Origin of the sequence: Micromonospora sp. NPDC048986 (genome assembly GCF_040649335.1) — a bacterium.
Classification (GTDB): Bacteria; Actinomycetota; Actinomycetes; order Mycobacteriales; family Micromonosporaceae; genus Micromonospora; species Micromonospora alfalfae.
The window spans coordinates 263,596-288,496 of record NZ_JBEZFJ010000003.1 but is presented as its reverse complement, the minus strand read 5'-3'; the positions used below and the strand labels follow the sequence as shown (position 1 = coordinate 288,496).

Sequence of the window (24,901 nt, the reverse complement as noted above, 5' to 3'; positions counted from 1 at the left end):
ATCGGTTTGACTGGGGGTCGACAAATGAAGGAGCGGAATGGCACAGGTACGCATCGAGCAGTGGCACGAGGACGACCTCGACCTGCTGCGGCAGCTCAACTCACCGGACACCCGCAAGCACACCGGCGGCCCGGAGACCGACGAGCAGGTGCTCGCCCGCCACGACCGGTACGTGCACTTCTCGGGCACCGGGCAGGGCTGCATGTTCACGCTGGTGCTGCCGGACGGGGCACGGGCGGGCAGCGTCGGCTACTGGGCCCGCGAGTGGCGCGACCAGCCGGTGTACGAGCTGGGCTGGGCGGTGCTGCCCGCGTACCGGGGGCAGGGGCTGGCGACAGCGGCGGTGCGCGCGGTGGTGGACGTGGCGCGCACCCGGCGGGACCGGCGCTACGCCCACGCCTACCCCTCGGTGGACAATCCCGCCTCGAACGCGGTGTGCCGCAAGGCCGGCTTCACGCTGCTCGGGGAGACCGGTTTCGAATACCCGCCGGGGCAGATGATGCGGGCCAACGACTGGCAGCTCGACCTGACCGCCCCACCGACGGTGAGCTGAGGTCGGCGGGGCGGCCGGTGACTGTCACCAGGTGGTGTCGAGGCGGTGCCGCTGCTCGGCGGTCAGTTCCAGGTCGACTGCTGCCAGGCTCTCCTCCAGTTGCGCCACCGACGAGGCGCCCACCAGCGGGATGGACGGCAGCTCACCGCCCAGCAGCCAGGCCAGCACCACCTGGTTGACGGTCGCGCCGCTCTGCCCGGCCACCTCCCGCAGCGCGGCCAGTCGCCGGGGCGCGCTCGGCAGGTCGTACGCCGAGCCGAGCGGCTTGTCCGCCCGGGTGAACGCGCCCTTGAGCAGCGGCGAGTACGCCACCAGGGTCAGCTCGGGTTCGGCACGCAGGTAGCTGAGCAGGTCACCGCTGACGCCGCCCGGCTCGCCGTCCGGGTCCAGTTCGCTGACCAGGTCGGTGCGGTTCGGCAGGTAACTGCGGTGGTACTGGAGCACCTCGTACCCCGGCAGGCCGGCGGCGGCGGCCAACGCGCGGGCCCGCTCCACCCGCCAGGCCCGGTGGTTGCTGGCGCCCAGCAGACCCACGGTGCCCTCGGCGACCAGCTCGGCGAAGCCCTCCACGGTTTCCCGCAGCGGCACGGTCCGGTCCTCGATGTGCGCGTAGAGCAGGTCTAGCCGCTGCACCCCGAGCCGTTCCCGGCTGCGCTCCGCGGACTCGCGGATCACCTTGGCGGAGAGGCCCTCGGCGTTGTCCAGGTAGCTGGTCCCCGGGGCCAGTGGTCGGGCGCCCAGCTTCGTGGCGATGACGATCTCGGCGCCGACGCCGCGGCTGCGCCGCCACCGGCCGAGCAGCTCCTCGCTCTGCCCGCCCTGCCCGCCGTCCACCCAGAACGCGTAGTTGTCCGACGTGTCGATGAACGTGCCGCCGGCCTCGACGTACCTGTCGAGGATCGCGTACGAGGTGGCCTCGTCGGTGGCGCTGCCGAAGAGCATCGCGCCGAGGCTGAGCACGCTGACCTCGCGCCGGGTCGCCGGGTCGGTGCCTATCGTGCGGTACCGCATGGGGATCTCCTCTCGTGCGCCCTACCGGTGGGCGCACGGGTCACAGTGCCGGCTGGAGCGCGCTCCAGGTCAAGCGCTCAGTCACCAGGGCAGCACGCCGTACCCGCCGCCGGCGTCCATCTGGAAGCCCCAGAGCAGCCCGCTCGGCCCGTCGGCCGGCAGGGTCGCCAGGTGCACGCTGACCTCGGCGCCCTGTTCGGCGGTGCGGAAGCCGCTGTTGCCGTTGAGGTCGGTGGCGCAGTAGCCCGGGTTCGCCGCGTTCACAGTGATCGGGGTGTCCCGCAGCTCCTTGGCGTACATCGCGGTGAGCATGTTCAGTGCCGCCTTCGACGACGGGTACGGCACGGAGGTCAGCTCGAACAGCGCACCGTTCGGGTCGGTCATCACGGCGATCGAGCCAACCTCGCTCGACACGTTGACGATCCGGGCGGCCGGTGACCGGCGCAGCAGCGGCAGCAGCGCGTTGGTCACCGCCACCACCCCGAAGACGTTCGTCTCGTACAGCCGGCGCAGCGTCGCCACGGCCGTCTCGCTGGGCAGCCCCCGTGCGCCGTCGGCGAGGACGATGCCGGCATTGTTGACCAGCACGTCCAGCCGGCCGTACTCCGCCTCCACCCGCTTCGCGGCGGCCTTCACCGACTCGGCGTCGGTGACGTCGAGTGGCATGAACACCGCGTCCGCGCCGCCGTCGCGCAGCTCCCGCTCCGCGGCCCTACCCCGCTCGGTGTCGCGCGCCCCCACCAGCACGGTCATCCCGAGGGCGCCGAGCTGCCGGGCGGTGGCGAAGCCGATTCCCTTGTTGGCCCCGGTGATCAGGGCGATCATGTTCGTCATGCCGTCGAGCCTCGCCGGGCCGGCCGCGCCCGGGGAGAGCCGGGCCGAGGCTGGGACCGGTGGTACCACCCTCGCCGGCCCGGCCCGGGGCATGCTGGGGGCATGACGAGCAGCGGGCTGCAGCGTGACGAACTGGCGGCGTTTCTGCGCACCCGCCGCGCCCGGTTGCGGCCCGCCGAGGTCGGGCTCCCCGAGGGTGAACGCCGACGGACCCCCGGGCTGCGCCGGCAGGAGGTGGCCCAGCTCGCCGGGATGTCGATCGACTACTACATCCGGTTGGAGCAGGGCCGCGGACCGCACCCGTCCCGGCAGGTGCTCGCGTCGATGGCCCGGGCGCTGATGTTGAGCCGGGACGAGCGCGAGTACCTGTTCCGGATCGCCGGGGAGAACCCGCCGCGTACCGTCGGCCCGAGCCGGGAGGTGACGCCCGGACTGCGGCACCTGCTCGATGCCATGACCGAGACCCCGGCGTACCTCGTCGACGCCGCGTACCACGTGCTGGCCTGGAACCACCTGGCCACGTACTTCGTGGGTGATCTCGCGGCCGTGCCGGACGCAGACCGCAACATGATCCGTTGGACGTTCCGGCAGCCGGTGACCGACGCCCACTGGACCGACGCGGACGCACGCTGCTTCGTGCAGAGCACTGTGGCGGACCTGCGCGCCGCCTACGGTCGCTACCCCGCCGACCCGGCGATCCGTGAGCTGGTCACCGAACTGCTCGGCACCTCGCCCCGGTTCGCCCAGCTGTGGGCCGAACACGACGTCGAGGAGCGGCGTCCGATGATCAAGAAAGTGCCGCACCCCCGCCTGGGGTCGTTGGAGTTCGAGTGTCGGGTGCTGCTGGTGCCGGAGACCGAGCAGCGGCTGATCGTCTACGTCCCCGAGCCCGACTCGCCGACCCAGGCGGTGTTCCGCCGGATCGCCGAGCGCGTCGGCTCCTGACCTCGCCTCGCTGAAAAAGCGCTATACCTCAGAGTCGTAACTGTGACTCTGAGGTATAGCGCTCATCTGAACATCACCGCCGACGGGTCGGCGGGTCAGGTCACTTGGGCAGGTAGGCGAAGGTGTCCGGGTTCGGGCCCTGCCGGCCGGCCTCGCCCTTGTCCAGCGCGGTGATCCGTTCCATCGCCGCGTCGTCCAGCTCGAAGTCGAAGATCCGGGTGTTCTCCTCGATCCGCTTCGGGGTGGTCGACTTCGGGAAGATGATGTCGCCGCGCTGCACGTGCCAGCGGAGCACCACCTGCGCCGGGGTCCGGTCGAGCTGCCCGGCGATGTCGACGACAGTCGGGTCGTCGAGCACCTTGCCCTGGGCGATCGGCGACCACGCCTCGGTCAGGATGTTGTGCTCACGGCCGTAGGCGCGGACCTCGTCGTTGGTGAAGTACGGGTGCGCCTCGATCTGGTTGACCGCCGGCACGACGCTCGCCTCGGCGGCCAGCCGCTCCAGGTGTGACACCTGGAAGTTCGACACGCCGATCGAGCGGGCCCGGCCGTCGCGCTGGAACTCCTCCAGCGCCTTCCAGGTCGAGACGTAGTCGCCGTCGTACAGGGTCGGCAGCGGCCAGTGGATCAGGAACAGGTCGATGTAGTCCATCTTCAGCGCCGCGAGCGTCGAGTCGAACGCCCTGCGGGCGTCGTCGGGGCGGTGGAAGGCGTTGCTCAGCTTGCTGGTCACGTAGACCGCGCCCCGGTCCAGGCCGGACATCCGGACCGCCTCGCCGACCTCGGCCTCGTTGCCGTACATCTCGGCGGTGTCGATGTGCCGGTAGCCCACCTCAAGGGCGGTGGTCACCGCCGCGACGGTGTCCTTCGGCTCGATCTGGAACACCCCGAAGCCGAGCTGCGGAATGGTGGTGCCGTCGTTCAGGCTGATGTCGGGAATCGTGTTTGCCACTGCGGCTCCTTCGCGTCTTCGTTACCCGTCATCCATACCCGGGTGGGTGGACGATCCACCGCCCAACCGGGGGTGACGAACGCAACGGCGGACGGGTTCACCCGGTCGTGTCGAACAGCACCGGCCACGGCCGTGCCGCCGGTACCGACGTCGCGGGCGGCGCGGGCGTGACGGGCTCGGCGTCGGCCAGCACCTCCGCGGCGAGTTGGCCGAACATCGCCGCCGCCGGGTGCGCCGCCCGGTCCGGCCAGGCCGCCGAGGTGCGCCTGGCCAGCGGCGCGTCGGTGATCGGCCGCCAGGCCATCCGGGGTTCCCGGCGGGCCACCGCCGCCGGTTCCACGGCCACCCCGCCGCCGGCCAGCACCAGCCCGCAAAGAAACTCCGGGTTGCGGGCCGGACGCACCCGGGCCGGGCGCCACCCGTGCTGCCGGCACACCCCCAGCAGGTGGTCGTGCCAGCCGGGGGCGGTGGCGCGGGGAGCGGCCACCAGATCCAGACCGGCCAGCGACGCCAGCGTCACCTCGCGGTCGCGGGCCAGCGGCGAGGTGCGCGGCAGCAGCACCCCCAGGGGTACGTCGACCGGGGCGCCGAAGCGCAGCCCGTCGGCCGCCACCGGGTGATGCACGAGCCCCACGTCCAGGGTCCGTTCGGTGAGCATCCGCACCTGCTCGGCGGTGGTCAGCTCGTGCAACTCCACGTCCAGGCCGGGTGCCCGGGTGGTGAGCCCGTCCAACAGTGAGCGCAGCGTCACGGCGGGTGTCTCCGGTGGCACCCCGGCCCGGAGTACGCCCAGCTCACCGGCGCGGATCTGCGCCATCAGGCTGCGGAGTCGACCCTCGCCGGCGAGCAACTCCTCAGCCTCGCCGAGCAGCAGCTCACCGGCGGTGGTGAGGCGCACCTGGCGGCGGGACCTGTCGAACAGCTCGACGGTCAGCTCCCGTTCCAGCCGCTGAATCGACTGGCTCAGTGGCGGTTGGGCCATCCCGAGCAGTTCGGCGGCCCGCCCGAAGTGCAGTTCGTGTGCGACCACCACGAAGTGCCGCAGGTGCCGGAGCAGATCCACGGCCGGGACCCTACGCCAGCGCCGCCACGGCGGCGCTGGATACCGTGCTGCCGTGGACGTGGAGAAACGCATCGGAGCCATCTTCGCCGCCGTCGGGGTGACGGCCAGCCTGCACGTCGTGGACCTGGACGCCGTCGACCTGAGCGCCGTCGAGGGCGGCGGACCGGGCGACGGTCTTCGGGAGGTCGGGGTGCGGGCCGACGAGCAGGTGGTGATCGCCTCGATCTTCAAGATCCTGCTGGTGTTGGAGTTCGCCCGGCAGGTCGAGGCCGGTCAGCTTGACCCGACCGAGCGGGTGGTGGTCACCGCCGCCGATCGGCTCGGTGGGTGGGGTCTGGCCGGCTGCGCCGACGACGCCGAGGTGTCGCTGCGCGACCTCGCGTACTTCGCCATGTCGGTCACCGACAACACGGCCGCCGACCTGCTGCTGCGCCGGGTCGGCCCGGACCTGCTGCCGATGCTCGCCGTCGAGCTGGGGCTGGCCCGTACCCGGGTCCTCGGTGGCCCTCGGGAACTGGTCGAGATGATGCTCGCCGATGTGGGCGCCCGGACCGAGGCGGAGTTCGCCCGGATCTTTCCCACGCTGCCGGCGGATCGGGTCCGGGCGATGCGGGTCTTCGACCCCGCGCACACCACGTCCAGCACCGCCCGGGAGATCACCCGGCTGCTCGCGCTGATCTGGCGGGACGAGGCCGGGCCGGCGGCGGCCTGCGCGATGGTCCGCACCTGGATGGCCCAGCAGATCTTCTGGACCCGGCTGGCCGCCGGTTTCCCGCCCGGCGTCCGGGTCTCCGGAAAGACCGGCACCCTGCCCGGGTTCCACCTGGAGGCCGGGGTCGCCGAATACCCCGACGGCGGCCGGTACGCGATAGCCGTCTTCGCCCGCGCCGAACAGTTGACCCCGCGCCGCATCGACGTGGACCTGGCGATGGGGGAGGCCGCCCGGACAGCCGTCGAGGTGCTGCGCGGCAACTGATTTCGTGACCCTACGAGCGTCGCCGCACCCCTTTTGAGCAGTACCGATATCCGCTGACGTATCAAATCCGACGGCGCTTGATCTTGGACCGCGGCCCGCTGCCGCTGGTTGGCTCGTGGTCGACACATCACCCGAGCACGGGGAGTAGATCCGCATGCCCAGTCTCGACCGGCGACGCTTTCTGCGCGACGCCGCCGCCACCACCGCCCTGGTCTCCGCCGGTGGCCTCGCCGCCGGTGTCGCCACCCCGGCCCAGGCCGCGCCCTCGACCGTCGCGCCCGCGTCGACCGCTCGTCGCACGGGCGCGGTCAGCTTCCGCTGGTGGGGTACGGCCGGCTGGCGCGTCGACATCGGCGACCGCACAGTCCTCGTCGACCCGTTCCTGAGCCGGATCGACACCGGGCTGTTCACCGGCCCGTTCAGGACCGACACCGCGTTGACGGTGCGCACCGACGTGATCGACCCGCGGGTCGACCGGGCCACGACGGTACTGGTCACGCACACCCACTGGGACCACTTCATGGACGTGCCGTACATCGCCAAGCGCACCGGGGCGCGGGTGTTCGGCACGCTGACCGCGTACCACCTGGGGTTGGCCTACGGAGTGCCGTCGACGCAGCTCAGCGCCGTCAAGGGTGGGGAGGTGCTGGACTTCGGCGACCACAGCGTCGAGGTGGTCGGCTCGCTGCACAGCCGCAACCCGTCGTACTCGGTGGCCTTTCCCGGGGTGCGGGTGAGCCCGCCGCCGCAGCCGGCCACCATCGCCGACCTGCCGGAGGGCGACACGCTGGGCTACCTGCTGCGGGTCGACGGCGGCCCGTCGGTCTACTTCACCGGGGCCAGCGACGTCGCCGAGCGGAACCTCACCGGCCTCGCGCCGGACGTGGCGATGGTGGCCATGCAGAACGCCACCACCACCGGCGACTACCTGCCCCGGCTGCTGGCCGGCCTCGACTACCCGAAGGTAGTGGTGCCTGTGCACTACGACAACTTCGAGACGGAGCTGCGGAACCCGCCGCCGGTCGCCCCGACCGACCGCACCCACCTGAACGAGATGATCGCGGCGATCCGCCGGATCTCGCCGCGCAGCCGGGTCCTGGTGCCCGAGTACGAGACCGCGTACCACTTCTGAGCAGCGCCGGTGGGGGTCGTCGGGCGGCGACCCCCACAGTGCTCAGGAGGCGGTCAGCTCGGCCAGCGCCCGCACCGACTTCCAGTTGCGGGAGGTGGCCACCACGCCGAGCTTCTTCTCCAGGTACGCGTTGGTGAACTTCGACCGCCCGTAACCGCCGTCGACGTAGTGCAGGAACACCTCCCGGCCGGTCACCGTGAACGACACGTTCTCGCCACCGGGCACGGCCAGGGCATCCACTGTCGACTTCTTCGGTGCGGTGGCGAGGAAGGCCACAAGCAGCCGCGTCGGGTCGTCCTCCCGGTCGGCGTACGGGTTGCCGCCGGCGATCGCCGCCAACTCCCGGCCACTGCGAACCAGCACCGGCACCGTCAACGCCAGCTCGTCGGTGAGCGCCCGCGCGATGCCGGCGGCCAGCTTCTCCGCATCGCGCACAGTGCTGCCGAAGGCCACGTTGCCGCTCTGCAGGTACGTCGTGACGTCCTCGTGCCCGAGGTCGGTGACGATCCGGCGCAGGTCGGCCATCGCCAGCCTGGTGGTGCCGACGTTGACCCCGCGCAGCAGGGCGACGTACCGGGTCATCGCGTCCTCCTCGGTCCACCTGGGTTACGGCGTCAGCGTAGTGGTGCCGACAATGCTGTAGAGCCGGATCGATACGCTGAAACGACCGGCCGCCACCCAGCGAATCGCCGGTCTTTCCTGGAGGTCAGCATTGATCCGTTCCCGCTTTGCCGTGGCGATCGCCGTCGCCGCGGCGACGGCGGTCGTGGGGCTTCCCACGACAGCACATGCCGATGAAGTTCCGGTCGTCACGTCCGCGCACAGCGACTACGACCTCGATCGGGGCACGCTGCTGGTGTCCATCACGTCGCCCAGTGACGTCACGAGCGTTCGGGCGCACATCCGGGACTACAACACGGGCGCGGAAGTCGCCGTGCAGGAGGACTTCTATCTCCAGTCCGGCAGCCAGCGTGACGGGGTGTGGCGATCCAACCCGATCATCCTCGGCGAGCTCGGCTACTACCGGGTCGACGTGGACGTCACCGACGAGGCCGGGCACCAGGTCACCCAGGCCAACGCCGGCGACCTGGACTACTCGGTGGTCACGTTCTTCGACAACGTGACACTGAACCGCACCACTGTGACGTATGAGAACCGCAACGTGACGGTGCGGGGATGGCTCAAGGGTCGCTGGCCGGGCAGCGGCGAGATCAGGTCCCTGGGGAAGTTCCCCATGTCGGTGAACGCCGACTTCAGCTGGGACACCGTCACCACCAGGGCTGATGGCTCCTTCACCGGCACCGTCGCGATCGGCCGCGCGGACGAGAGGGTGTACGCGACGTACACCTACGACAACAACCACCTCTTCTACGGCTCGTCGCGTTCGGCCGAGACCGCCATCGCCATCAACAAGCGGCCGATGCGGATCACCATCGGGGCGGATCGACCCAAGATCCTCAAGGATGAGACAGTCACTGTGAGCGGCCAGCTGACCTGGCGTACGCCGCAGGGTTGGGTGCCGGTGCCCGGTGTCCAGCCGGGGGTTTCCCTCTGCTCCAGCGTCGACTACTGCCAGACCTACCTCGGCTCCGCCACCACGGACGCGGACGGTCGATACTCGCTGACCGCCTCGCCGTACCAGAGCGGCCGCCTCCAGGTCGGCTACTCGATGAGCGACGAGTTCGTCAGCCCCGCGATCGCCAGCACGAACGTCGCCGTGCTGCAGCCGGCCGCGTTCCGGAACTTCTCGGCGGCCCGGGAGAACGCGACGACAGTGACGCTCAGCGGCGAGATGGAGTTCACCGGCGGCATGTCCCCCGGGACGGTGCCGCTGAAGGTGCAGTTCTCGGCCACCGGTGACGACGGCACCTGGGGCACCCTGGCCACCATCTACGCCGGCGGCAGTTACGACTTCGCCACCTCGGTCTACAAGAAGACGGCCGGCTTCTGGCGGGTCGTCTACCCGGGCACTCCGACCGACTTCCAATCCGCGACCAGCGCGTCGGTGCACGTCAGCTGAGCGCGGTGAGCGCGGGGGCACCCCTGGCGGGTGCTCCCGCGCCCACCCGTCCGAGCTATCCCGACCGGCCCGGCCCCACCAGGCCCGTCTCGTACGCCACGATGACCAGTTGCGCCCGGTCGCGTACCGCCAGCTTGGTCAGCAGTCGCCCGACGTGCGTCTTGACCGTGGCCTGGCTGAGGTTGAGGTGCGCGGCCAACTCCGCGTTGGACAGGCCCCGGGCGATCAGCGCGAGCACCTCCCGTTCCCGATCGGTCACCCCGTCGAGCTGCCGGGGCAGCGGCCGGGTCGGCTCCGGTTGCCTGGCGAACTCGTCGATCAGCCGGCGGGTCACCGTTGGCGCGAGCAGCCCCTCCCCGGCCGCGACCACCCGAATTCCGGTCAGCAGGTCCGCCGGTGGGGTGTCCTTGAGCAGGAACCCGCTGGCCCCGGCGCGCAGCGCCCCGTAGACGTACTCGTCGAGGTCGAACGTGGTCAGGATGATGACCCGGGTGCCGGCCGTCGCCGGGTCGGCGCAGATCCGCCGGGTCGCCTCGATGCCGTCCATCTCCGGCATCCGGACGTCCATCAGCACCACGTCCGGCCGGTGCTGCTCGGTCAACGCGACAGCCTCCACACCGGTGCCCGCCTCACCGACTGTGGTGCAGTCCGGGCTGAGATCGACCAGCAGCCGGAAACTGCCGCGCAGCAACGCCTGGTCGTCGGCGATCAGCACGCGGATCACGCGGCCACCCGGTAGGGGAGGCTGGCCGTCACCGCGAAGCCGCCCGCGGGGCGTGGGCCGGCGCGGAACTCCCCGCCGTGCAACGCCACCCGTTCCCGCATGCCGATCAACCCGTGCCCCTCCCCGCCGAGCAGGACCGGCCGCTGGCCGTCGTCGGTCACCTCCACCCGCACCTCGTCGGGCAGGACTGTCACAGTGGCCCGGCAGGCGGCCGGCGCCGCGTGCTTCACCACGTTCGTCACCGCCTCCTGCACGATCCGGTACACAGCGAGGCCCACCGAGTCCGGCACCGCGCCGGCCGGCTCGTCCCGCCGCACGTCGAGCTGCACGTCGACGCCGCCGATCGCCGCCTGTCGGGCGAGGAGGGGCAACTCGTCCAGTCCGGGTGTCGGCGCGTACGGGCTGTCCTCACGCAGCACGCCGAGCACCCGACGTACGTCGGTCAGCGCGGTGCGGCCGGTCTCCTCGATGACCCGCAGCGCGGCGCCCGCCTCGCGCGGGTCGGCCTCGGCGACGTGGTTGGCGACCGCCGCCTTCACCACGATCAGGCTCAGCGTGTGCGCGACCACGTCGTGCAACTCGCGTGCCACCCGCAACCGTTCCTCGGTGGCGGCCTGACGGACCAACTGGTCACTCTGCCGGCTGGCGAGGGCGCGTCGCTCCCGGATCTGCCAACCGAGCATCCAGGCCGGCGCGACGATGACGGCGGCGTAGACGACAGCGCCGGTCCGCGACCAGAGGTCGCCCGCTGTCAGCACCAGGCCGACGCTCACCAGCGCCAGACAACCGGCGGCGCAGAGCATCGACGGACGCGTGGGCGTCGCCACTGCCACCGTGTAGAAGGACAGGCTGATGGCGAACGCCGGCGCGGCGGCGGCGAAGTTGGGTATCACCCCGGTGATCAGGGAGACGGTGGCGATCGAGCTGATCACGACGGCCACCGTCATCGGCCACCGTCGCCGGACCGCCAACGGCAGCCCGAGGGCCATCCCGACCAGCACCGACACCCAGAGCGGCTCGTGTAGGCCGCCGTTCTGCGGCGACTCCAACGCCGCGTACGGGCAGAGCAGTCCCCCGACGGCCACCGCCAGCAGGGCGTCCACCGTGTACAGGTCCACCGGCCGCAGTCGTCGGGTCAGCAGGAGAGCGGTCACCCGTGGAACGGTAACGGTCGGCCGGGTTCGCCGCGTCCGCCGGCGGGTGGTCATCCCTCAGGACGACGCGCCGGCGGTTACGGGCCCCGGAGTCCACCCGGGGGAGGGCCGGAAAGTGCCCGCCCCGGCCCGACGCGCCGTACCCGCCCCATTCGGCACCGTATCGGTCATGACCACAGACACTGTGACCCTGACGGGGCTGCGCGCGGTGTACGGCACCGGAACCCGGCGGGTGGCGGCGCTCGACGGCGTGACCACCGGCTTCGCGAGCGGAACGTTCACTGCGGTGATGGGCCCCTCCGGCTCGGGGAAGTCCACCCTGCTGCACTGCGCGGCAGGGTTGGACCGCCCGACCGAGGGGATCGTCACCATCGACGGCACCAGCCTCAACGACCTCGGCGAGGACGAGCTGACCCGGCTGCGGCGCGACCGGATCGGCTTCGTCTTCCAGGCGTTCAACCTCGTGTCCACGTTGACCGCCGCGCAGAACGTCGAGCTGCCGTCGCGCCTGGCCCGCCGCCGTCCGTCGGCCGGGGACGTGGCCGCCGCCCTCGACGCCGTCGGTCTCGCCGACCGGGCCGGGCACCGGCCGAGTGAGCTGTCCGGCGGGGAGCAGCAGCGCGTCGCCGTCGCCCGAGCGTTGCTCACCCGTCCGTCGGTGGTCTTCGCCGACGAGCCGACCGGGGCGTTGGACAGCGCGTCCTCCCGGCAGGTGCTCCGGCTGTTGCGGGCGCTCGTCGACGACCACGGGCAGACGGTAGTGATGGTGACGCACGATCCCGCCGCCGCCGCGTACGCCGATCGGGTCCTCCTGCTCGCCGACGGCCGCGTCGTCGACGAGCTGACCGGCGGGATCACCGCCGCCGCCGTCGCCGCCCGGATCGCCGAGCGCGAGACCGTCGCGGAGTCGTCGTGCTGAGCGTCCGGCGGTCGGCCAGCGCGTTCGTGGCCGTCGCCATCGGGGTCACCCTGGTCGCGGCGGCCACAGTGCTGCTGGCCTCCGGTCGTCCGCAGGTGCCGGACCGACTGGCGCGGGCGGGCGTCGTGGTGCAGAGCCCCGAGGCAGGTGCGTCGGCCGACGCGTTCATTCCCAGTCGCCCCTGGTCCGCCAGCGCGGCGGCGGAGCTGGTGGGCAGGCTGTCCGGGCTGCCGGACGTGGTGGCGGCGGTGCCGGACCGCACCTTCTACGCGCAGCCGCTGGTCGACGGCCGGCCTTCGGCCGCCGACACCCGCCGGGAGGACGCCCACCAGGGGCACGGCTGGTCCAGCGCCCAACTGGGTGGGCTGCGCCTCACGGCTGGCGAGCCACCCCGCCGGCCCGGCGAGGTGGTCGTCGACAGCGCGCTCGGACTGCGCGCCGGCGCACCGGTCACAGTGCTGACAGCTGTGGGCCCGGAGCCGTACACGGTCACCGGTCTGGTCGACGGACCCGGTGTCCACGTCGCGGACGAGGTCGCCGCCGCGCTCGCGCCCGGTGTCCGGGCCATCGGGCTGGTGCTCGCCCCGGACGCCGATCCCGAGCGGGTCGCCACTGCGGCTCGCGGAGTGGTCGGCGACGGCGGGCAGGTGCTCACCGGCGCCGCCCGTGGTGCGTTGGAGCCGCGCGGCGACGCCCGTACCCGGTGGATCGGCATGCAGGTGCTCACCGCCACGGCGGCCCTCGCCGGCTTCGTCACGGTGTTCGTGGTCGCCTCCACCTTCGCGTTCACCATCACACAGCGCCGCCGTGAGCTGGGCCTGCTGCGCGCCGTCGGCGCCACCGGACGCCAGGTCCGTCGCATGGTGTACGCCGAGGCGCTCGCCGTCGGCGTCTCGGCGGGACTCGTCGGCCTGCTGGTGGGCGCGACGCTCGCCCCGTTGCTGGGTCGGCTGCTGGTCGACGTCGGCTACGAACCGTCGACCTTCCGGGTCCGCTACGAACTCTGGCCGGTGGCGGTCTCGCTCGCCGCCGGGCCGGTGATCGCGTTGCTGGCCGTCTGGTCGGCGTCCCGCCGGGCGGCGCGAATCCGTCCGTTGGAGGCGTTACGCGAGGCTGCTGTGGAACAGCGACCGATCGGCCGGCTGCGCGCCGCCACCGGGGTGCTGCTCCTCACGGCGGGGGCCGCGCTCAGTCTCGCCACGGCGACGGCCGACGAGGCGCGGATGGGGGCGCAGTACGCGCTCTACGCGGTGATGGCGCTGGTGGCCGGCACCACAGTGCTCGCCCCGGTGGTGGTCGGTCCGCTGGTGTGGCTGCTGCGTTCTCCGCTGCGTCGGCCCGGTGGCGCGATCGGCATGCTGGTCCGGGGCGGGGCGTTGACCGCTACCCGCCGGACCGCCGCCGTCGCCGCGCCGGTGCTGCTCACCGTCGCATTCGCGGTGCTGGTGTCCGGGATGGTGCGCACCAGCACCGCCGCGTACGCGGCGGGACGGGCGGACAACGTGAACGCCGGTTGGATCGTCGTGCCGGACCGCGCGCCCGGCCTGTCCGACCGGGCCGTCGCCGCGACCGGCGGGACCGCGCTCCTGCCCACCACCGTCTACCGCACCGACCCCGCAACGTCGCCACCGGACCGGCCGATGACAGCGCTCGGCGTTGATCCGGAGGGCTTCGCCGCCGCGAACCGGGTGCTCACCGTCGTCGCCGGTTCGCTGAACGACCTGAGGGGCGGCGACACCGTGGTGGTCACCGCCTCGGCGAACCGGCTGCCGTCCGAGCCGTACCCGGTGGTCTTCGCCGACGGGACGACTGTGTCGTTGCGCGTCGTCGCGGTGGTCGACGACACCTCGATCCCCGGCGACCTGCTCGTGCCCCGGGCCGTGGTGCGGGCGCACGACCCGTCCGCGCTGACGTCCACCGTGTACGTGCGGGACCGTATCGATCCCCCGGTCGGCGCGCGGATCCTCGACGTCCCGGCCTGGGCGGCCGAGGCGGACGCCGCCGAGGACCGCCTCGTCTGGCTCTTCACGCTGCTGCTGATCGGGGTGTCCGCCGGCTACGGGGCCATCGCGGTGGCCAACACGCTGCTACTGGCCGCCGCCGGCCGCGCCGCGGACCTGCGGCTGATCCGGCTGGCGGGGGCGACCCGACGGCAGGTCATCTGGCTGGTCACCGCGGAGTCCGCCCTGGTGGTCCTGATCGGCGCGCTGCTGGGTGGGGCTGTCGCGTTCGTCGGTCTGCTCAGCATCAGCGCGGGCCTCGCCGAGCAGGTAGGTGCCCCCGTCGACCTGGTGATGCCGTGGTCGGTGGTCGCCGGGGTGGTGGGGCTGTGCCTGCTGCTCGCGGTGCTGTCCAGTGTGTCGCCGACGTGGCGGCTGCTGCGCCACCGCCCCGCCCGGTCACCGGTCGGCGGATGACCGCGCCCCCCGCGCGGACGGTTGGGCCGCTACCGTCCACTGATGCGATCCGCGCGCCCGGCCGGGCTGCTCCTCTCCGCCGCCGCCGTCGTGCTCTGGGCGTACGGCATGACCACCTGGCAGCCGCTGACCGAGCCGCTCGGCCCGTGGTCGGAGCACCTGCCGGGCAACAACGCCTACTGGGCGCGCGACCTGCGGTTCATGGCGATCATGGCGGTGCCGCTCGGGTTGGTGCTGGCCGGGCGGGGGCAGTTGCGCTGGAGTCAACCGGCGGTGGCGCTCGGTGGCTGCTGGGTCGCCGCCGACATAGCGATCGACCGGGCCGACCCGTCCGGCATCGAGGCGACCGTGCTGCTCGCCGTCGCCGGTTGCGGCGTGCTCGGCGTGCTCGCGACGGTTCTGCTGTGGCGGGAGCGTGGCAGGCCGCTGGCCGCCGATCGGAAGAGGCTGACCGGTACGGCCTGCCTGGCCGCGGTGCTGTTGCTGGTGGCTGTCGGGATCGAGTCACCAACCGACCGGGAGCCGGAGCTGAACCAGGGCGCCCTGGCCACTGCGGCGCTGCTGGTGGCAGTGGCCGTCGGTGCCGCGCTGGCGGCGGCTCCGGCGCGGACCCGGGCTCGCGTCGGGCTGGCGCTCGGTCTCACCGTGGTGGCGTTGCTCGGCGTCGGGCTGGTCCGTGCCGCCGCGCCCGGCACACGACTGCTGCCGGAGGCCGCTCTCGGGGCGGTGCTGCTCACCGGGGTCACCCTGCTGGCCTGGGACTGGCCGGGCGGTCGGCCGATCTGGTGGCACCACGCCCTGGCCGCTCTCATCGCGTTGGTGGGCCCGCTGCTGTTCCTGGTGGCAATTGCCGTACCCATCATGATCCTGCTGCCGATCGGCGCGACGTTCACCGCGCTCGCCGGCAACAGCCCGATCAACGCCGCGGATTCCGACGTGCTGCTGTCCCTGTTCGGGCTGCTCTCCGGGCTTGCGATGTCCCTGCTGCTGGCTCGGCCGAGAGTCGAGGACCGTCGGCTGCTCCGCTAGCTCACTCGACGACCGGCAGCACCACCTCGTTGCGGCGCAGGAACCACGGCTTCCACGGCGGGTCGAAGCGCGCGTACCGGATGGCGCCGGTCGGTTGCAGCCCGGCCGCGGTCACCGACCGGCCGAGCATCGTGGCCCGCTGGCTGAACGCCTGCTCCGTCCACCGCCCGGAGAACCGCATCGCCGCCGCCAGCCGCGCCGGAACCGCGCGGATCCGCACCCGGGCGTCCACCGGCTCGGGCACTGTGGCGGCGGTGAAGCTGGCCGGCATGACGAACTGGATCAGGTACGCGCCCGGCCACTCACCCTCGATCTGCACCACCGGCACGGTCATGGCGATCTTCTCCGAGCCGCTGGCCGCCGCCACCGCGGGCGCGGCGGAGCCGATCGGGTGCCGGGCCCGATTGGCGCCGCCGATGTACGCGGCCAGCGGCCGGAACGCCTCTATCGGCGCCCTGGTGAACGACGCCTGGATCTGCATCTCGGCCACCAGGTGGGCGGGGTACCGACGCAGCTCGAAGCCGGGGTGTCGGGACACCACCCGGTACGGCTGCTGTTCGGTCATGGCGCGGCTCCCACTGTCTGCTGGGACAGACGCTACCGCCCGTCCGCCTCCCGCTCGGCCGAAGTCGGCCGCTGCGGCCCGGAGGCGAGGGCCCGGGTGGTCAACCGCCAGTACTGCCGCTTGCCCTCGTCGCGCAGCACCACCCCGATCTGGCCCAGCTCGCGGCGCAACTCCCGGGTGTCGTCGCGGCGGTCCCGCTCGATGGCCCGATCCCGGGCGCGCAGCAGCGCGTCCGCGCCGGCCGGCAACCCGGGCAGGTCCGGAACCCACAGCCGGTACGCCGACCGGTGCGGGTCGTCGTCCGCCCAGCCCCAGCCGTGCTCCCGGAACGCCGCTGCCAGTTGGGCGGCCGGCAGGTCCGTCGACTCCCGGACCAGTTCCGCGCCGTCGGCGTCCAGCAGCACCAGATGTTTGTCGGCGAGGAAGACCACCCGGGTGTCGACCCGGGCGATGCTCCGGTTCTCATCGGAGCGGCGTAGCTGGACCTGCGCCCCGTCGACTGTGACGATCAGCCGTTCGGCGGTGCCGATCCCGGCGATGACCAGGCCGGCCAGGACGCCCACCCCGATGGTGCCGGCGGTGGCCTGCGGCTCGGGCAGCCGGTCCAACCACTCGATCAGGTCGCTGAACGGCACCCAGGGCAGCCGGGCGAGCCAGCCCGTCGCCGCGGCGAGGAGCCATCCGGCGCCCGCGCCGAGCAGCGGGAAGCCACCCCACATGACCGCCAGCTCCAGCGGGCCGCCGCTGACCACGGTGCGCGGACGGTAGCGGGCCATGTCCATGGTCAGGACACCTCGCGGCGCAGCGTCCGGAACAGGCCGGCGGCCAGCGGGAGGACCATCCAGACCAGCAGGGAGACCGCTACCCGCCCCCACTGCTCGCCGGTGACGGCGTCGCTGCTGAACAGCGGTTCCATGGTCTTGCTGGTGTCCAGCCATTCGGACGGACCGCGCAGCGGCTTGACCATCTCGCCGAGCACCCCCCACAGGGTGGGCAGCAGCAGGTAGCCGACGATCGCCAGCGGCGGGTTGAGCAGCAGCAGACCGAAGGCGGCGCCCATCAGCACGCTGGTGACCTGGAGGATCCCCGCGTTCAGGACCAGCGACCAGTCGAACTGCCAGGTGCCCGCCGCGCCGGTGGCGGACGCCACCAGCGTGCCGACGGCGGCGACGGCGAGACTGGCCAGCACCGAGGCGAGCGCGGTCAGTGACACGGCGATCAGCTTCGCGGCGACCACCCGCTCCCGGCGGGGCACCAGGGCGTACGTGGTGAGTGCGGTGCGCTGCGACCACTCACTGGTGATCGACAGGATGCCCAGGACCGGCAGCAGCACCGACACCGGCAGCAGCGAGGGGACGAAGAAGTTGAGGAAGGTCTGGTCGGCGTCCCCGGCGTAGATCAGTTGCAGGGTGACGATCGCGGCGGTGACCAGACCGATGGTGATCATCAGCCAGCGACCGGCCCGGGTGTCGACGAGCTTGCGCACCTCCACGGCGGTGAGCCGGAGCAGCGACGGGCGGCGTACCGCGGTGTGCTGCCGGGGTGCGACAGCACCGGCGGCGGGCGCGGTGGTGGTGGTCATCGGACGGCCTCCTTGGTCGATTCGCCGGCGGTCAGGGTGAGGAAGAGCTGTTCCAGGCCGCCGCCGCTGGCGGGGCGCAGCTCGGCCAACGCGACGCCGGCATCGGCGGCGGCCTGGCCGACCGCCTCGGCGTCGGCCTGCACGAGCAGCCCTTCCGAGCTGTCGGCGGCGCTCAGGTTGGCCACCTCCAGCGCCCGGCGCAGCGCCGCACTGTCGCGGGCCCGGACGACGGTGCCGCCGCCGGCCAGCAACTCGTTCTTGTCGCCTTGGGCCACGATCCGGCCACCCCCGATAACCACCAGCCGGTCCGCGACCGCCTCCACCTCGCGCAGCAGGTGGGAGGAGAGCAGCACGGTGCCGCCCCGGTCGGCGAAGTCGCGCAGCAGGCCGCGCATCCAGAAGATCCCCTCCGGGTCCAGGCCGTTGGCCGGCTCGTCGAGGATCAACACCCGGGGGTCGCCGAGCAGCGCGTGCGCCAGCCCGAGCCGTTGGCGCATGCCCAGCGAGTACGCCCGTACCCGACGCTTCGCGGCCACCGCGTTCAACCCGACCAGGTCGAGCTTCGCGGCGACCTCGCGCCGGTCCAGACCCATCGTGTACGCGGACAGCGTCAACGCCTCGCGGCCGGTGCGCCCGGCGTGCTGGGCGGAGGCGTCCAGCAACACCCCGACCTCCCGCCCCGGGTTGGGCAGCTCCCGGTACGGGTGCCCGGAGACGGTGGCGCGGCCGGCGGTCGGCGCGGTCAGCCCGCAGATCATGCGCATGGTGGTCGACTTGCCGGCCCCGTTCGGTCCGAGGAAGCCGGTGACGGTGCCTGGCTCGCACTGGAACGACACGTCGTCCACGGCCGGGTGTGGCCCGTATCGCTTGGTGAGGTTCTCTACCGTGATCATGCGGTTGAGCCTGCCCGCGCCACCCGGCCATCCGCTGCGGCCAGCGGTCGGTGCCGCGTCGACCTTGGTCGACCGGTGGCTCTCGACTTTGGTAGCTGGTCGTGTCGACCTTCGCCTGCCTAGCATGGCGTCGTGACCAGCATCGCCGTCCCGGAGCACCCCTGGCTGCTGCCAGGGGAGCTGGTGGTGCCGGCCGACAGTGGGCGCAAGCGTCCGCGCCGCACCACCCGCGACTGGATCGTGGACAGCCTCGCGTTCCTGGTCTCGCTGCTCTGGGTGCTCTTCGTCACCGCCGACGCCCTGTCGCCCGACCCGGCGATGGCCGAGCCGCTGCCGCACGACTGGATGACCGGCGCGGATGCCCTGATCGGGCTGGTCTGCTGCGGGCTGCTGTGGTTGCGCCGCCGGTGGCCGCTCGGGCTGATGGTGGCGACGACACCGCTGACCATGTTCTCGATGGCCGCTGCCATCCCGCTGTTGATCTTCTACTTCACCGTGGTGGTGCACCGACGGACCGCCGTCGCGATAGCGGTCACCGGTGCCGGCCTGGTCACCAACATGGTCTTCAGTTGGCTGCGTCCGGACCCGAACATGCCGTACTGGGCCACCGCGTTGTGGGGGGTGGTGTTCAGCTTCGCGGTGCTGGCCTGGGGGATGTTCGTCAGGGCGCGCCGTCAGTTGATCGTGTCGTTGCGGGAGCGGGCCGAGCGGGCCGAGGCGGAGCAGCAACTGCGGGTCTCCCAGGCCCGGCACCTCGAACGCACCCGGATCGCCCGGGAGATGCACGACGTGCTGGCCCACCGGATCTCGCTGCTCAGCCTGCACGCGGGTGCGCTGGAGTTCCGCCCGGACGCGCCGGCCGACGAGGTGGCCCGGGCCGCCGGGGTGATCCGGGGCAGCGCGCACGCCGCCCTTCAGGACCTGCGGGAGGTGATCGGGGTGCTCCGGGCCGAGGACGACGGTGCCGGCGACGCCCCCGAGCCGCCGCAGCCCACCCTCGCCGACCTGCCCGCCCTGATCGCGGAATCACGCTCCGCCGGGGTGCGGGTCAACGTCAGCGACAGCGTCGCCAGCCCGGGGGAGGTGCCGGCGGCGCTGGGCCGGGCCGCGTACCGGATCGTGCAGGAGGGGCTGACCAACGCCCGTAAGCACGCTGCCGGCGCGGCTGTCAGGGTGGACGTGGCCGGCGGTCCGGGCGCCGGGCTGACAGTGGCGATCGGCAACCGGTGGCCGGTCGGGGCGCCGGCCGGCGGCACACTGCCGGGTGCCGGCACCGGCCTGGTCGGCATCAGCGAACGGGTCACCCTGGCCGGCGGGCGGCTCGCCTACGGCCGTGACGACAGCGGTGATTTCCGGTTGGCCGCCTGGCTGCCGTGGCCGGCGTGACCAGCCCAGCCGGCGCGACCGGATCGCCGGACGCGACCGGACCGGCCGGCGCGGCCACTCCGCCGGTGCGCGTGCTGATCGTGGACGACGACGCGCTGGTCCGGGCGGGGCTCTCGATGATCCTCGGCGGTCTGCCGGACCTGACGGTGGTCGGCGAGGCGGCTGACGGTGGTGAGGTGCCGGCTGCCGTCGCCGCGTACGCCCCGGACGTGGTGCTGATGGACATCCGGATGCCCCGGGTCGACGGGCTGACCGCCACCGAGGCGCTGCGTGCCCAACCGCACCCGCCGGAGGTGCTGGTGCTGACCACCTTCGACGCGGACGAGCAGGTGCTGCGGGCGCTCCGGGCCGGGGCGGCCGGTTTCCTGCTCAAGGACACCCCACCGGCGGAGATCGTGCACGCCGTACGCCGGGTCGCGGCGGGCGAGGCGACGCTCTCGCCGACGGTGACCCGGACGTTGATCGCCCACGTGACCGCCGCCGTCCCCGGCCCGGTCGGTCCGGACCCGCGCCGGGCACGGGCGCTGCGACAGCTCACCGGGCTCAGCGAGCGGGAGCGGCAGGTGGCGGTCGCGCTGGGGCGGGGGCACACCAACGCCGAGATCGCTGGGGAGTTGTTCATGAGCGTGGCGACGGTGAAGGCGTACGTCTCCCGGCTGCTGACCCGACTGGAGCTGAACAACCGGGTCCAGGTGGCGCTGCTCGTGCACGACGCCGGCCTGGTCTGAGCATGCGGACGGCGGAGGATCTGCTTACCGCGTACCGGAATTGAACTTTCGTCCGGTGTCCGCCGTATCCATGGCCGAGGATGTCGGTGCGGTAGGTCCGCCGTACCGCTGCCGAACTGCGGGAGGCCTGCCGTGCGAGTTGGTGAGCAGTCGACGGATCCCATCGATCAGGTACTGGGTGAGGTGCCGATGCCGGCACCACTGACCCCGGAGGATGTCCGGCTCGCGGTCCGGGCGGTGGTCGTGCACACCGCCGAGGAGTGGCCCACCGGGCCGCTGTGCCGCAACGACGGCGCTTCCTACCCGTGCCGACTGCACCGCTGGGGGCGTCGGGTGTTGGAGACACACGGGCTCAACGAGCGGCAGATCGAGGCGTTGATCCGGCATGGCAATCCCTTCGTGCACGTCCCGTTTCCGTTCACGGCCACCGGGCCGTCGCGGCAACAGGCCGCGCGGGTCGTCCCCCAGGGGGTGCGGCCCACCGCTGCCGGCCGGCCGGTGACTCCCCCCGTCACCGCGCCGCGCTGGCCCCGGGCGAGCTGAGCGCGCTACCCCTCCGCCCACCCGGCCCGGGGCGAGACGACGTCGGCCCGGCGCGAAGATTCCCCCTCCGCGTCGGGCCGACGTCGCTCTGAGCGGGTGGGCTCAGTTGCCGACCCCGCAGTCCGGGGCGGACCAGCTCGTCGTGTTCGAGCTGTTGTCGCTGTTGTTCTCCCGACGCGAGTCGACGTGCACGTGGTCGTCGTGGTCGGGGTAGCCCGGCCCGTAGATCCCACTGAAGCCGTTGTTACGGGCACCGCGGGCGACCTGGCACAGCGAGGACGTCCGTGAGGTCACGTCGGCCGCGTTGCCGTACAGGTGCTGGCTGTCGGACGCGCCGCCGACCTGGTTGTTGCAGGCGCGACTGCGGAACCCGCTCGACACGTAGAGCGGTTTGTCGCCGAGGCTCTTGCGCAGCGCCTCCAGCTTCCACATGGTGCGCAGCGCGTTCTGCTTGGTCTGGTTCGCCGACAGCGGGCCGCCGCTCCACCCGCTCCCGCCGCACCCGTTGTCCAGCTCGCTGTACGTGAAGTGCGCGGGTGTGCAGTCGCTGTCCTGGAGTTGGTACAGCTTGGCGAAGGTCTGTGGGCCGGCGATGCCGTCGGCGCGCAGCCCGTACGCCTGCTGGAACCGCTTGACCGCGGCGGCGGTCTTCGGCCCGTAGCGGCCGTCGTTCTCCACGATGTCCCGGTAGCCGGCCCACCCGGCGACCCGGATCTGCAACTGGCGGACGTCGTCGCCGGAGCGCCCCTGGCTCAGGGTGCGGTTCCAGGTGTAACAGCCGTCCGCGTACGCCGCCGGTGCGGCGATCACCGTGGCGATTGCGGCCCCGGGCAGTGCCAGGGCGAATGCGACGGCGACCCGCTTCAAGGTGTTTACGCGCACAGAAGTCCTCCCGATAGGAGAGCGAATGGGGTGGCTCCAGGACATCGACCGAGAAGTCCCGTGATTTCCACCCTCGCACTGATCGGTGCCGTTGGCGGTGGTTAACGAGAATTGTGCTCACAATCCGCTGTCCCTGGGTATTGGCTGGGAATTCGGCTGATTTACGAAACAGCCATTCCCGGCCGATCGCCCCTCCTGCGGCCAAGAACACCGAACGTCGCAATCTGCCACACGGAGGGCGATGTTCCGGGGGCGATGGTGGCCGGTAACGTCAGCTCCGGGCCGGCGGACTGGCGGAGGTGCGGGTGGCACGCGGTGGCGTCTTCTGTGTCGAGGGTCAATGGCACCGTGACCTCAACGAGCGGGGCTCGGTGCTGCCCACGCTGGAGCTGCTGGAGCGGCTGGGCAAGATCCGGTTCATCCACAAGGACGCGGCCACCCGCGACGAGTTGTTCTACTTCCTGGACCGTTGGCTGCTCAAGCAGTACGCCGACCACCGGGTCGGCTTCTTCGCCATGCACGGCGAGCCGAGCCGGCTCTGCCTCACCGACTGGCAGTCGGTGGAGTTGAACGAGGTGGCCGAGCTGATGGCCGGCCGCGCGGAGGGGCGGCGACTCTATTTCGGCAGCTGCTCGGTGCTGCGCGCTTCGGACGCGGTGCTGCGCGAGTTCCTGGAGGTCACCGGAGCCGCTCTGATCTGCGGTTTCACCCGGGAAGTCGACTGGGTCGAATCGGCGGCCTTCGAAACTGTGCTCCTCGACGTGCTCGCCAACGGCCAGCGACACAACGCCGCCGAGCTGCGGATGGGCTCAGCCCACTGGGCGCCGCTCGCGTCGTACCTCGGCTTTCGGGTGATCTACGCCAACGGTCGGGCCTGGCGTCCGTCCGGTCGCCCCCGGGTGCCCACCCAGGCGGTGCGCCGCGCCGCGGCCCGACCCCGCTGACCCGCCGCCGCCGCTGCGCCCGCACCCTGGTAGGAACGGGGAATGGCACGCAGCATCGCAAGGAACACCAGTGTCGACCGGGACGGCCTGCTCGACTTCCTCCGGCCGCGACACCGCGTCGTGCTGATGACCACCCGGGCCGACGGGCGACCGCAGTCCTCCCCGGTCTCCGCCGGGGTCGACGGGCAGGGGAGGCTGGTCGTCTCCACCTACCCGGAGCGGGCCAAGGTGAGCAACCTCCGCCGCGACCCCCGGGTCTCGGCGTGCGTGCTCAGCGACGACTGGAACGGCCCCTGGGTGCAGATCGACGGCACCGCCGAGGTGCTCGACCTGCCCGAGGCGCTGGAGCCGCTGGTCGAGTACTTCCGCAGCATCTCCGGTGAGCACCCGGACTGGGACGACTACCGGGCGGCCATGGTGCGCCAGGGCAAGTCACTGATCCGGGTCACCATCGACACCTGGGGTCCGATCGCCACCGGTGGCTTCCCGGCCCGCCTCGCCGACTGACCCTCGTTCGGTGGATCCACCCGCTGGTAAGCATCGACTACGGTGAGCCAGACAAGATCCACTGACCCGAACGGGGACCCATGAACAACCTTTCCGTCCCTCGCCGGCTGCTCGCCTGGGCGGTGCCGGCCACCCTTGCGTTCGCCGTCGTCGCCCCGGCGCTGCCGGCCCAGGCCGCACCGGCCAACACCCCGAGCCCGGCCGCGGCCGGCCCTGTCGACAAGGACCTCAACGGCGACGGCGTACCGGACCTGGTGACAGTCGGCGGCCCCACGACGGGCCTCGACTCCGGAGTCTGGGCGGCGCGGGGCCGGGTCGACGCGACCACCGGCGTCGGCACCGGCCGGGTGAAGGTCCCGGCGGTGAACATCGGCGTGTATGGCAACGGGGTCTCCGGCAACGACGACCCGGCCGCGGATTTCGACGGCGCCCAGGTGATCACCGGCCGCTTCTTCGGCACCGCGAACCAGGACTTCCTGGCCTACTACCCGGGTGGCGTCAACGCCGGAGGCGGCAGCTTCATCGCGGGCGTCGGCGACGGGACGATGGTGAACCCGTACCGCGGCAGCGGACAGGTCACTCTCATCCGCGAATACTTCGTCGACGAGTACGACAACTCTCCGGTCCAACTCGTCAACGGGTACACGGCCGACGGCGTCGACAGCGGCATCGCGGATCTGCTGGGCATCGTCGGCGACTCGACGAACGGCTACCGCCTTACCTACTACCCGAACATCGGGGCGCCCAGCCTCTACTTCCCTCGTCTGCCGCTGAGCAACGCCACCCCGACCGGGGGCGGCGACTGGCAGAACTGGACCATGGCCAGCACCGAGCTGAGCTCGGGGATGGCGCTGGTGCTGCGCAACGCCACCACCGGTGACCTCTACCTCTGGCAGGGCGTCACCATGACCGACAACGGCGACGGGACCGGCACGCTCGCCTACACGCAGTTCCGGCTCGCCTCCGGCTGGAACACCGGTGTCGCCATCAGCAGTCTCACCGCCGCCGACCTGAACGCCGACGGCGTGGCCGACCTGTGGGCGGTGTTCCCGGACGGCAGCGTGCGGGCGTACCTGATCTCGAACCTCTCCGCCGCGAAGCCGGCGAAGATCCGCGCGATCCAGGAGCAGCAGCTCCGCTGA

General features: G+C 72.1%; 26 protein-coding genes. 14 read left to right on the top strand and 12 right to left on the bottom strand.

The window, feature by feature from the left end:
- Positions 1-37: 37 nt before the first annotated feature.
- Positions 38-553 carry a GNAT family N-acetyltransferase gene (locus AB0B94_RS09200; protein ID WP_357270531.1) on the top strand — a complete coding sequence of 172 codons (516 nt, stop codon included), beginning with the start codon at positions 38-40 and terminating at the stop codon, positions 551-553.
- A 24-nt stretch (positions 554-577) separates the two neighbouring features.
- Here AB0B94_RS09200 and AB0B94_RS09195 read toward each other — a convergent pair whose 3' ends face one another.
- Positions 578-1,564: an aldo/keto reductase gene (locus AB0B94_RS09195; RefSeq protein WP_357270528.1), complete on the bottom strand. Its 987-nt coding sequence runs from the start codon at positions 1,562-1,564 to the stop codon at positions 578-580.
- 81 nt (positions 1,565-1,645) lie between these two features.
- The gene (locus AB0B94_RS09190; protein ID WP_357270525.1) at positions 1,646-2,398 is read right to left on the bottom strand and encodes an SDR family oxidoreductase; all 753 of its coding nucleotides are present in this window, start codon (positions 2,396-2,398) and stop codon (positions 1,646-1,648) included.
- Positions 2,399-2,500: 102 nt separating this feature from the next.
- On the opposite strand from AB0B94_RS09190, the gene AB0B94_RS09185 reads away from it, so the two are divergent.
- A complete protein-coding gene (locus tag AB0B94_RS09185) occupies positions 2,501-3,343 on the top strand; it encodes a helix-turn-helix transcriptional regulator (RefSeq protein WP_357270522.1) in 843 nt (280 codons plus the stop codon).
- Positions 3,344-3,443: 100 nt separating this feature from the next.
- Here AB0B94_RS09185 and AB0B94_RS09180 read toward each other — a convergent pair whose 3' ends face one another.
- Entirely contained in the window at positions 3,444-4,295 is an 852-nt protein-coding gene (locus tag AB0B94_RS09180; RefSeq protein WP_357270519.1) for an aldo/keto reductase, read from the bottom strand.
- A gap of 97 nt (positions 4,296-4,392) precedes the next feature.
- The gene (locus tag AB0B94_RS09175) at positions 4,393-5,358 is read right to left on the bottom strand and encodes a LysR family transcriptional regulator (RefSeq protein ID WP_357270516.1); all 966 of its coding nucleotides are present in this window, start codon (positions 5,356-5,358) and stop codon (positions 4,393-4,395) included.
- Between the two features lie 52 nt (positions 5,359-5,410).
- Between AB0B94_RS09175 and AB0B94_RS09170 the strand changes: the two genes are divergently transcribed.
- Complete coding sequence (locus tag AB0B94_RS09170; RefSeq protein ID WP_357270513.1) at positions 5,411-6,334, top strand: serine hydrolase; 924 nt, start codon at positions 5,411-5,413, stop codon at positions 6,332-6,334.
- A 154-nt stretch (positions 6,335-6,488) separates the two neighbouring features.
- Positions 6,489-7,466 carry an MBL fold metallo-hydrolase gene (locus tag AB0B94_RS09165; RefSeq protein ID WP_357270509.1) on the top strand — a complete coding sequence of 326 codons (978 nt, stop codon included), beginning with the start codon at positions 6,489-6,491 and terminating at the stop codon, positions 7,464-7,466.
- Between the two features lie 42 nt (positions 7,467-7,508).
- Here AB0B94_RS09165 and AB0B94_RS09160 read toward each other — a convergent pair whose 3' ends face one another.
- The gene (locus AB0B94_RS09160; protein WP_357270506.1) at positions 7,509-8,048 is read right to left on the bottom strand and encodes a DUF1697 domain-containing protein; all 540 of its coding nucleotides are present in this window, start codon (positions 8,046-8,048) and stop codon (positions 7,509-7,511) included.
- A gap of 130 nt (positions 8,049-8,178) precedes the next feature.
- Here AB0B94_RS09160 and AB0B94_RS09155 point away from each other — a divergent pair, with 130 nt between their 5' ends.
- Positions 8,179-9,486: a hypothetical protein gene (locus tag AB0B94_RS09155; protein WP_357270504.1), complete on the top strand. Its 1,308-nt coding sequence runs from the start codon at positions 8,179-8,181 to the stop codon at positions 9,484-9,486.
- 55 nt (positions 9,487-9,541) lie between these two features.
- Here AB0B94_RS09155 and AB0B94_RS09150 read toward each other — a convergent pair whose 3' ends face one another.
- Positions 9,542-10,210: a response regulator transcription factor gene (locus AB0B94_RS09150; protein ID WP_238666513.1), complete on the bottom strand. Its 669-nt coding sequence runs from the start codon at positions 10,208-10,210 to the stop codon at positions 9,542-9,544.
- Positions 10,207-11,364 carry a sensor histidine kinase gene (locus AB0B94_RS09145; RefSeq protein WP_357270499.1) on the bottom strand — a complete coding sequence of 386 codons (1,158 nt, stop codon included), beginning with the start codon at positions 11,362-11,364 and terminating at the stop codon, positions 10,207-10,209. The genes AB0B94_RS09150 and AB0B94_RS09145 overlap by 4 nt, the downstream gene beginning before the upstream one ends.
- Positions 11,365-11,533: 169 nt before the next feature.
- Between AB0B94_RS09145 and AB0B94_RS09140 the strand changes: the two genes are divergently transcribed.
- The 3 genes from AB0B94_RS09140 to AB0B94_RS09130 are packed head-to-tail and all read left to right on the top strand — an operon-like array spanning position 11,534 to position 15,729.
- The gene (locus tag AB0B94_RS09140) at positions 11,534-12,283 is read left to right on the top strand and encodes an ABC transporter ATP-binding protein (protein ID WP_357270496.1); all 750 of its coding nucleotides are present in this window, start codon (positions 11,534-11,536) and stop codon (positions 12,281-12,283) included.
- A complete protein-coding gene (locus AB0B94_RS09135; protein ID WP_357270493.1) occupies positions 12,277-14,700 on the top strand; it encodes an ABC transporter permease in 2,424 nt (807 codons plus the stop codon). The genes AB0B94_RS09140 and AB0B94_RS09135 overlap by 7 nt, the downstream gene beginning before the upstream one ends.
- A gap of 42 nt (positions 14,701-14,742) precedes the next feature.
- Positions 14,743-15,729: a hypothetical protein gene (locus tag AB0B94_RS09130; protein ID WP_357270490.1), complete on the top strand. Its 987-nt coding sequence runs from the start codon at positions 14,743-14,745 to the stop codon at positions 15,727-15,729.
- 1 nt (position 15,730) lies between these two features.
- Here the strand turns inward: AB0B94_RS09130 and AB0B94_RS09125 are convergent, their stop codons facing one another.
- Genes AB0B94_RS09125 through AB0B94_RS09110 form a run of 4 tightly spaced genes read right to left on the bottom strand, consistent with a single transcriptional unit; the run spans position 15,731 to position 18,769 of the window.
- A complete protein-coding gene (locus AB0B94_RS09125; protein WP_357270487.1) occupies positions 15,731-16,294 on the bottom strand; it encodes a heme-binding protein in 564 nt (187 codons plus the stop codon).
- A 32-nt stretch (positions 16,295-16,326) separates the two neighbouring features.
- On the bottom strand, positions 16,327-17,076 hold the full coding sequence (locus AB0B94_RS09120; protein WP_357270484.1) for a hypothetical protein: 750 nt from the start codon (positions 17,074-17,076) through the stop codon (positions 16,327-16,329).
- A 2-nt stretch (positions 17,077-17,078) separates the two neighbouring features.
- Positions 17,079-17,876 carry an ABC transporter permease gene (locus AB0B94_RS09115; RefSeq protein ID WP_357270481.1) on the bottom strand — a complete coding sequence of 266 codons (798 nt, stop codon included), beginning with the start codon at positions 17,874-17,876 and terminating at the stop codon, positions 17,079-17,081.
- On the bottom strand, positions 17,873-18,769 hold the full coding sequence (locus AB0B94_RS09110; protein ID WP_357270479.1) for an ATP-binding cassette domain-containing protein: 897 nt from the start codon (positions 18,767-18,769) through the stop codon (positions 17,873-17,875). The genes AB0B94_RS09115 and AB0B94_RS09110 overlap by 4 nt, the downstream gene beginning before the upstream one ends.
- Positions 18,770-18,901: 132 nt before the next feature.
- On the opposite strand from AB0B94_RS09110, the gene AB0B94_RS09105 reads away from it, so the two are divergent.
- The 3 genes from AB0B94_RS09105 (at position 18,902) to AB0B94_RS09095 (ending at position 21,426) form a co-directional block, all read left to right on the top strand.
- Complete coding sequence (locus tag AB0B94_RS09105) at positions 18,902-20,155, top strand: histidine kinase (RefSeq protein WP_357270476.1); 1,254 nt, start codon at positions 18,902-18,904, stop codon at positions 20,153-20,155.
- Positions 20,134-20,883 carry a response regulator transcription factor gene (locus AB0B94_RS09100; RefSeq protein WP_357271024.1) on the top strand — a complete coding sequence of 250 codons (750 nt, stop codon included), beginning with the start codon at positions 20,134-20,136 and terminating at the stop codon, positions 20,881-20,883. Before AB0B94_RS09105 ends, AB0B94_RS09100 begins: the two co-directional genes overlap by 22 nt.
- 132 nt (positions 20,884-21,015) lie before the next feature.
- Positions 21,016-21,426, top strand: a complete 411-nt coding sequence (locus tag AB0B94_RS09095) for a hypothetical protein (RefSeq protein WP_112582266.1) — start codon at positions 21,016-21,018, stop codon at positions 21,424-21,426.
- A gap of 102 nt (positions 21,427-21,528) precedes the next feature.
- Here AB0B94_RS09095 and AB0B94_RS09090 read toward each other — a convergent pair whose 3' ends face one another.
- Positions 21,529-22,308, bottom strand: coding sequence for a D-Ala-D-Ala carboxypeptidase family metallohydrolase (locus AB0B94_RS09090; protein ID WP_357270472.1), 780 nt, complete (start codon positions 22,306-22,308; stop codon positions 21,529-21,531).
- Positions 22,309-22,613: 305 nt separating this feature from the next.
- Here AB0B94_RS09090 and AB0B94_RS09085 point away from each other — a divergent pair, with 305 nt between their 5' ends.
- The 3 genes from AB0B94_RS09085 to AB0B94_RS09075 all read left to right on the top strand — a co-directional run bounded on the left by AB0B94_RS09085 (position 22,614) and on the right by AB0B94_RS09075 (position 24,901).
- On the top strand, positions 22,614-23,252 hold the full coding sequence (locus AB0B94_RS09085; protein WP_328650771.1) for a hypothetical protein: 639 nt from the start codon (positions 22,614-22,616) through the stop codon (positions 23,250-23,252).
- 42 nt (positions 23,253-23,294) lie between these two features.
- Entirely contained in the window at positions 23,295-23,759 is a 465-nt protein-coding gene (locus tag AB0B94_RS09080) for a PPOX class F420-dependent oxidoreductase (RefSeq protein WP_357270469.1), read from the top strand.
- Positions 23,760-23,839: 80 nt separating this feature from the next.
- Positions 23,840-24,901: a hypothetical protein gene (locus AB0B94_RS09075; protein ID WP_357270466.1), complete on the top strand. Its 1,062-nt coding sequence runs from the start codon at positions 23,840-23,842 to the stop codon at positions 24,899-24,901.

Bases quoted from the DNA above. Each gene is read 5' to 3' on its own strand.
- AB0B94_RS09120 (WP_357270484.1), bottom strand. From the start codon at position 17,076: ATGGACATGGCCCGCTACCGTCCGCGCACCGTGGTCAGCGGCGGCCCG.
- AB0B94_RS09125 (WP_357270487.1), bottom strand. From the start codon at position 16,294: ATGACCGAACAGCAGCCGTACCGGGTGGTGTCCCGACACCCCGGCTTC.
- AB0B94_RS09165 (WP_357270509.1), top strand. From the start codon at position 6,489: ATGCCCAGTCTCGACCGGCGACGCTTTCTGCGCGACGCCGCCGCCACC.
- AB0B94_RS09075 (WP_357270466.1), top strand. From the start codon at position 23,840: ATGAACAACCTTTCCGTCCCTCGCCGGCTGCTCGCCTGGGCGGTGCCG.
- AB0B94_RS09110 (WP_357270479.1), bottom strand. From the start codon at position 18,769: ATGATCACGGTAGAGAACCTCACCAAGCGATACGGGCCACACCCGGCC.
- AB0B94_RS09190 (WP_357270525.1), bottom strand. From the start codon at position 2,398: ATGACGAACATGATCGCCCTGATCACCGGGGCCAACAAGGGAATCGGC.
- AB0B94_RS09115 (WP_357270481.1), bottom strand. From the start codon at position 17,876: ATGACCACCACCACCGCGCCCGCCGCCGGTGCTGTCGCACCCCGGCAG.
- AB0B94_RS09195 (WP_357270528.1), bottom strand. From the start codon at position 1,564: ATGCGGTACCGCACGATAGGCACCGACCCGGCGACCCGGCGCGAGGTC.
- AB0B94_RS09160 (WP_357270506.1), bottom strand. From the start codon at position 8,048: ATGACCCGGTACGTCGCCCTGCTGCGCGGGGTCAACGTCGGCACCACC.
- AB0B94_RS09185 (WP_357270522.1), top strand. From the start codon at position 2,501: ATGACGAGCAGCGGGCTGCAGCGTGACGAACTGGCGGCGTTTCTGCGC.
- AB0B94_RS09140 (WP_357270496.1), top strand. From the start codon at position 11,534: ATGACCACAGACACTGTGACCCTGACGGGGCTGCGCGCGGTGTACGGC.
- AB0B94_RS09200 (WP_357270531.1), top strand. From the start codon at position 38: ATGGCACAGGTACGCATCGAGCAGTGGCACGAGGACGACCTCGACCTG.
- AB0B94_RS09080 (WP_357270469.1), top strand. From the start codon at position 23,295: ATGGCACGCAGCATCGCAAGGAACACCAGTGTCGACCGGGACGGCCTG.
- AB0B94_RS09130 (WP_357270490.1), top strand. From the start codon at position 14,743: ATGCGATCCGCGCGCCCGGCCGGGCTGCTCCTCTCCGCCGCCGCCGTC.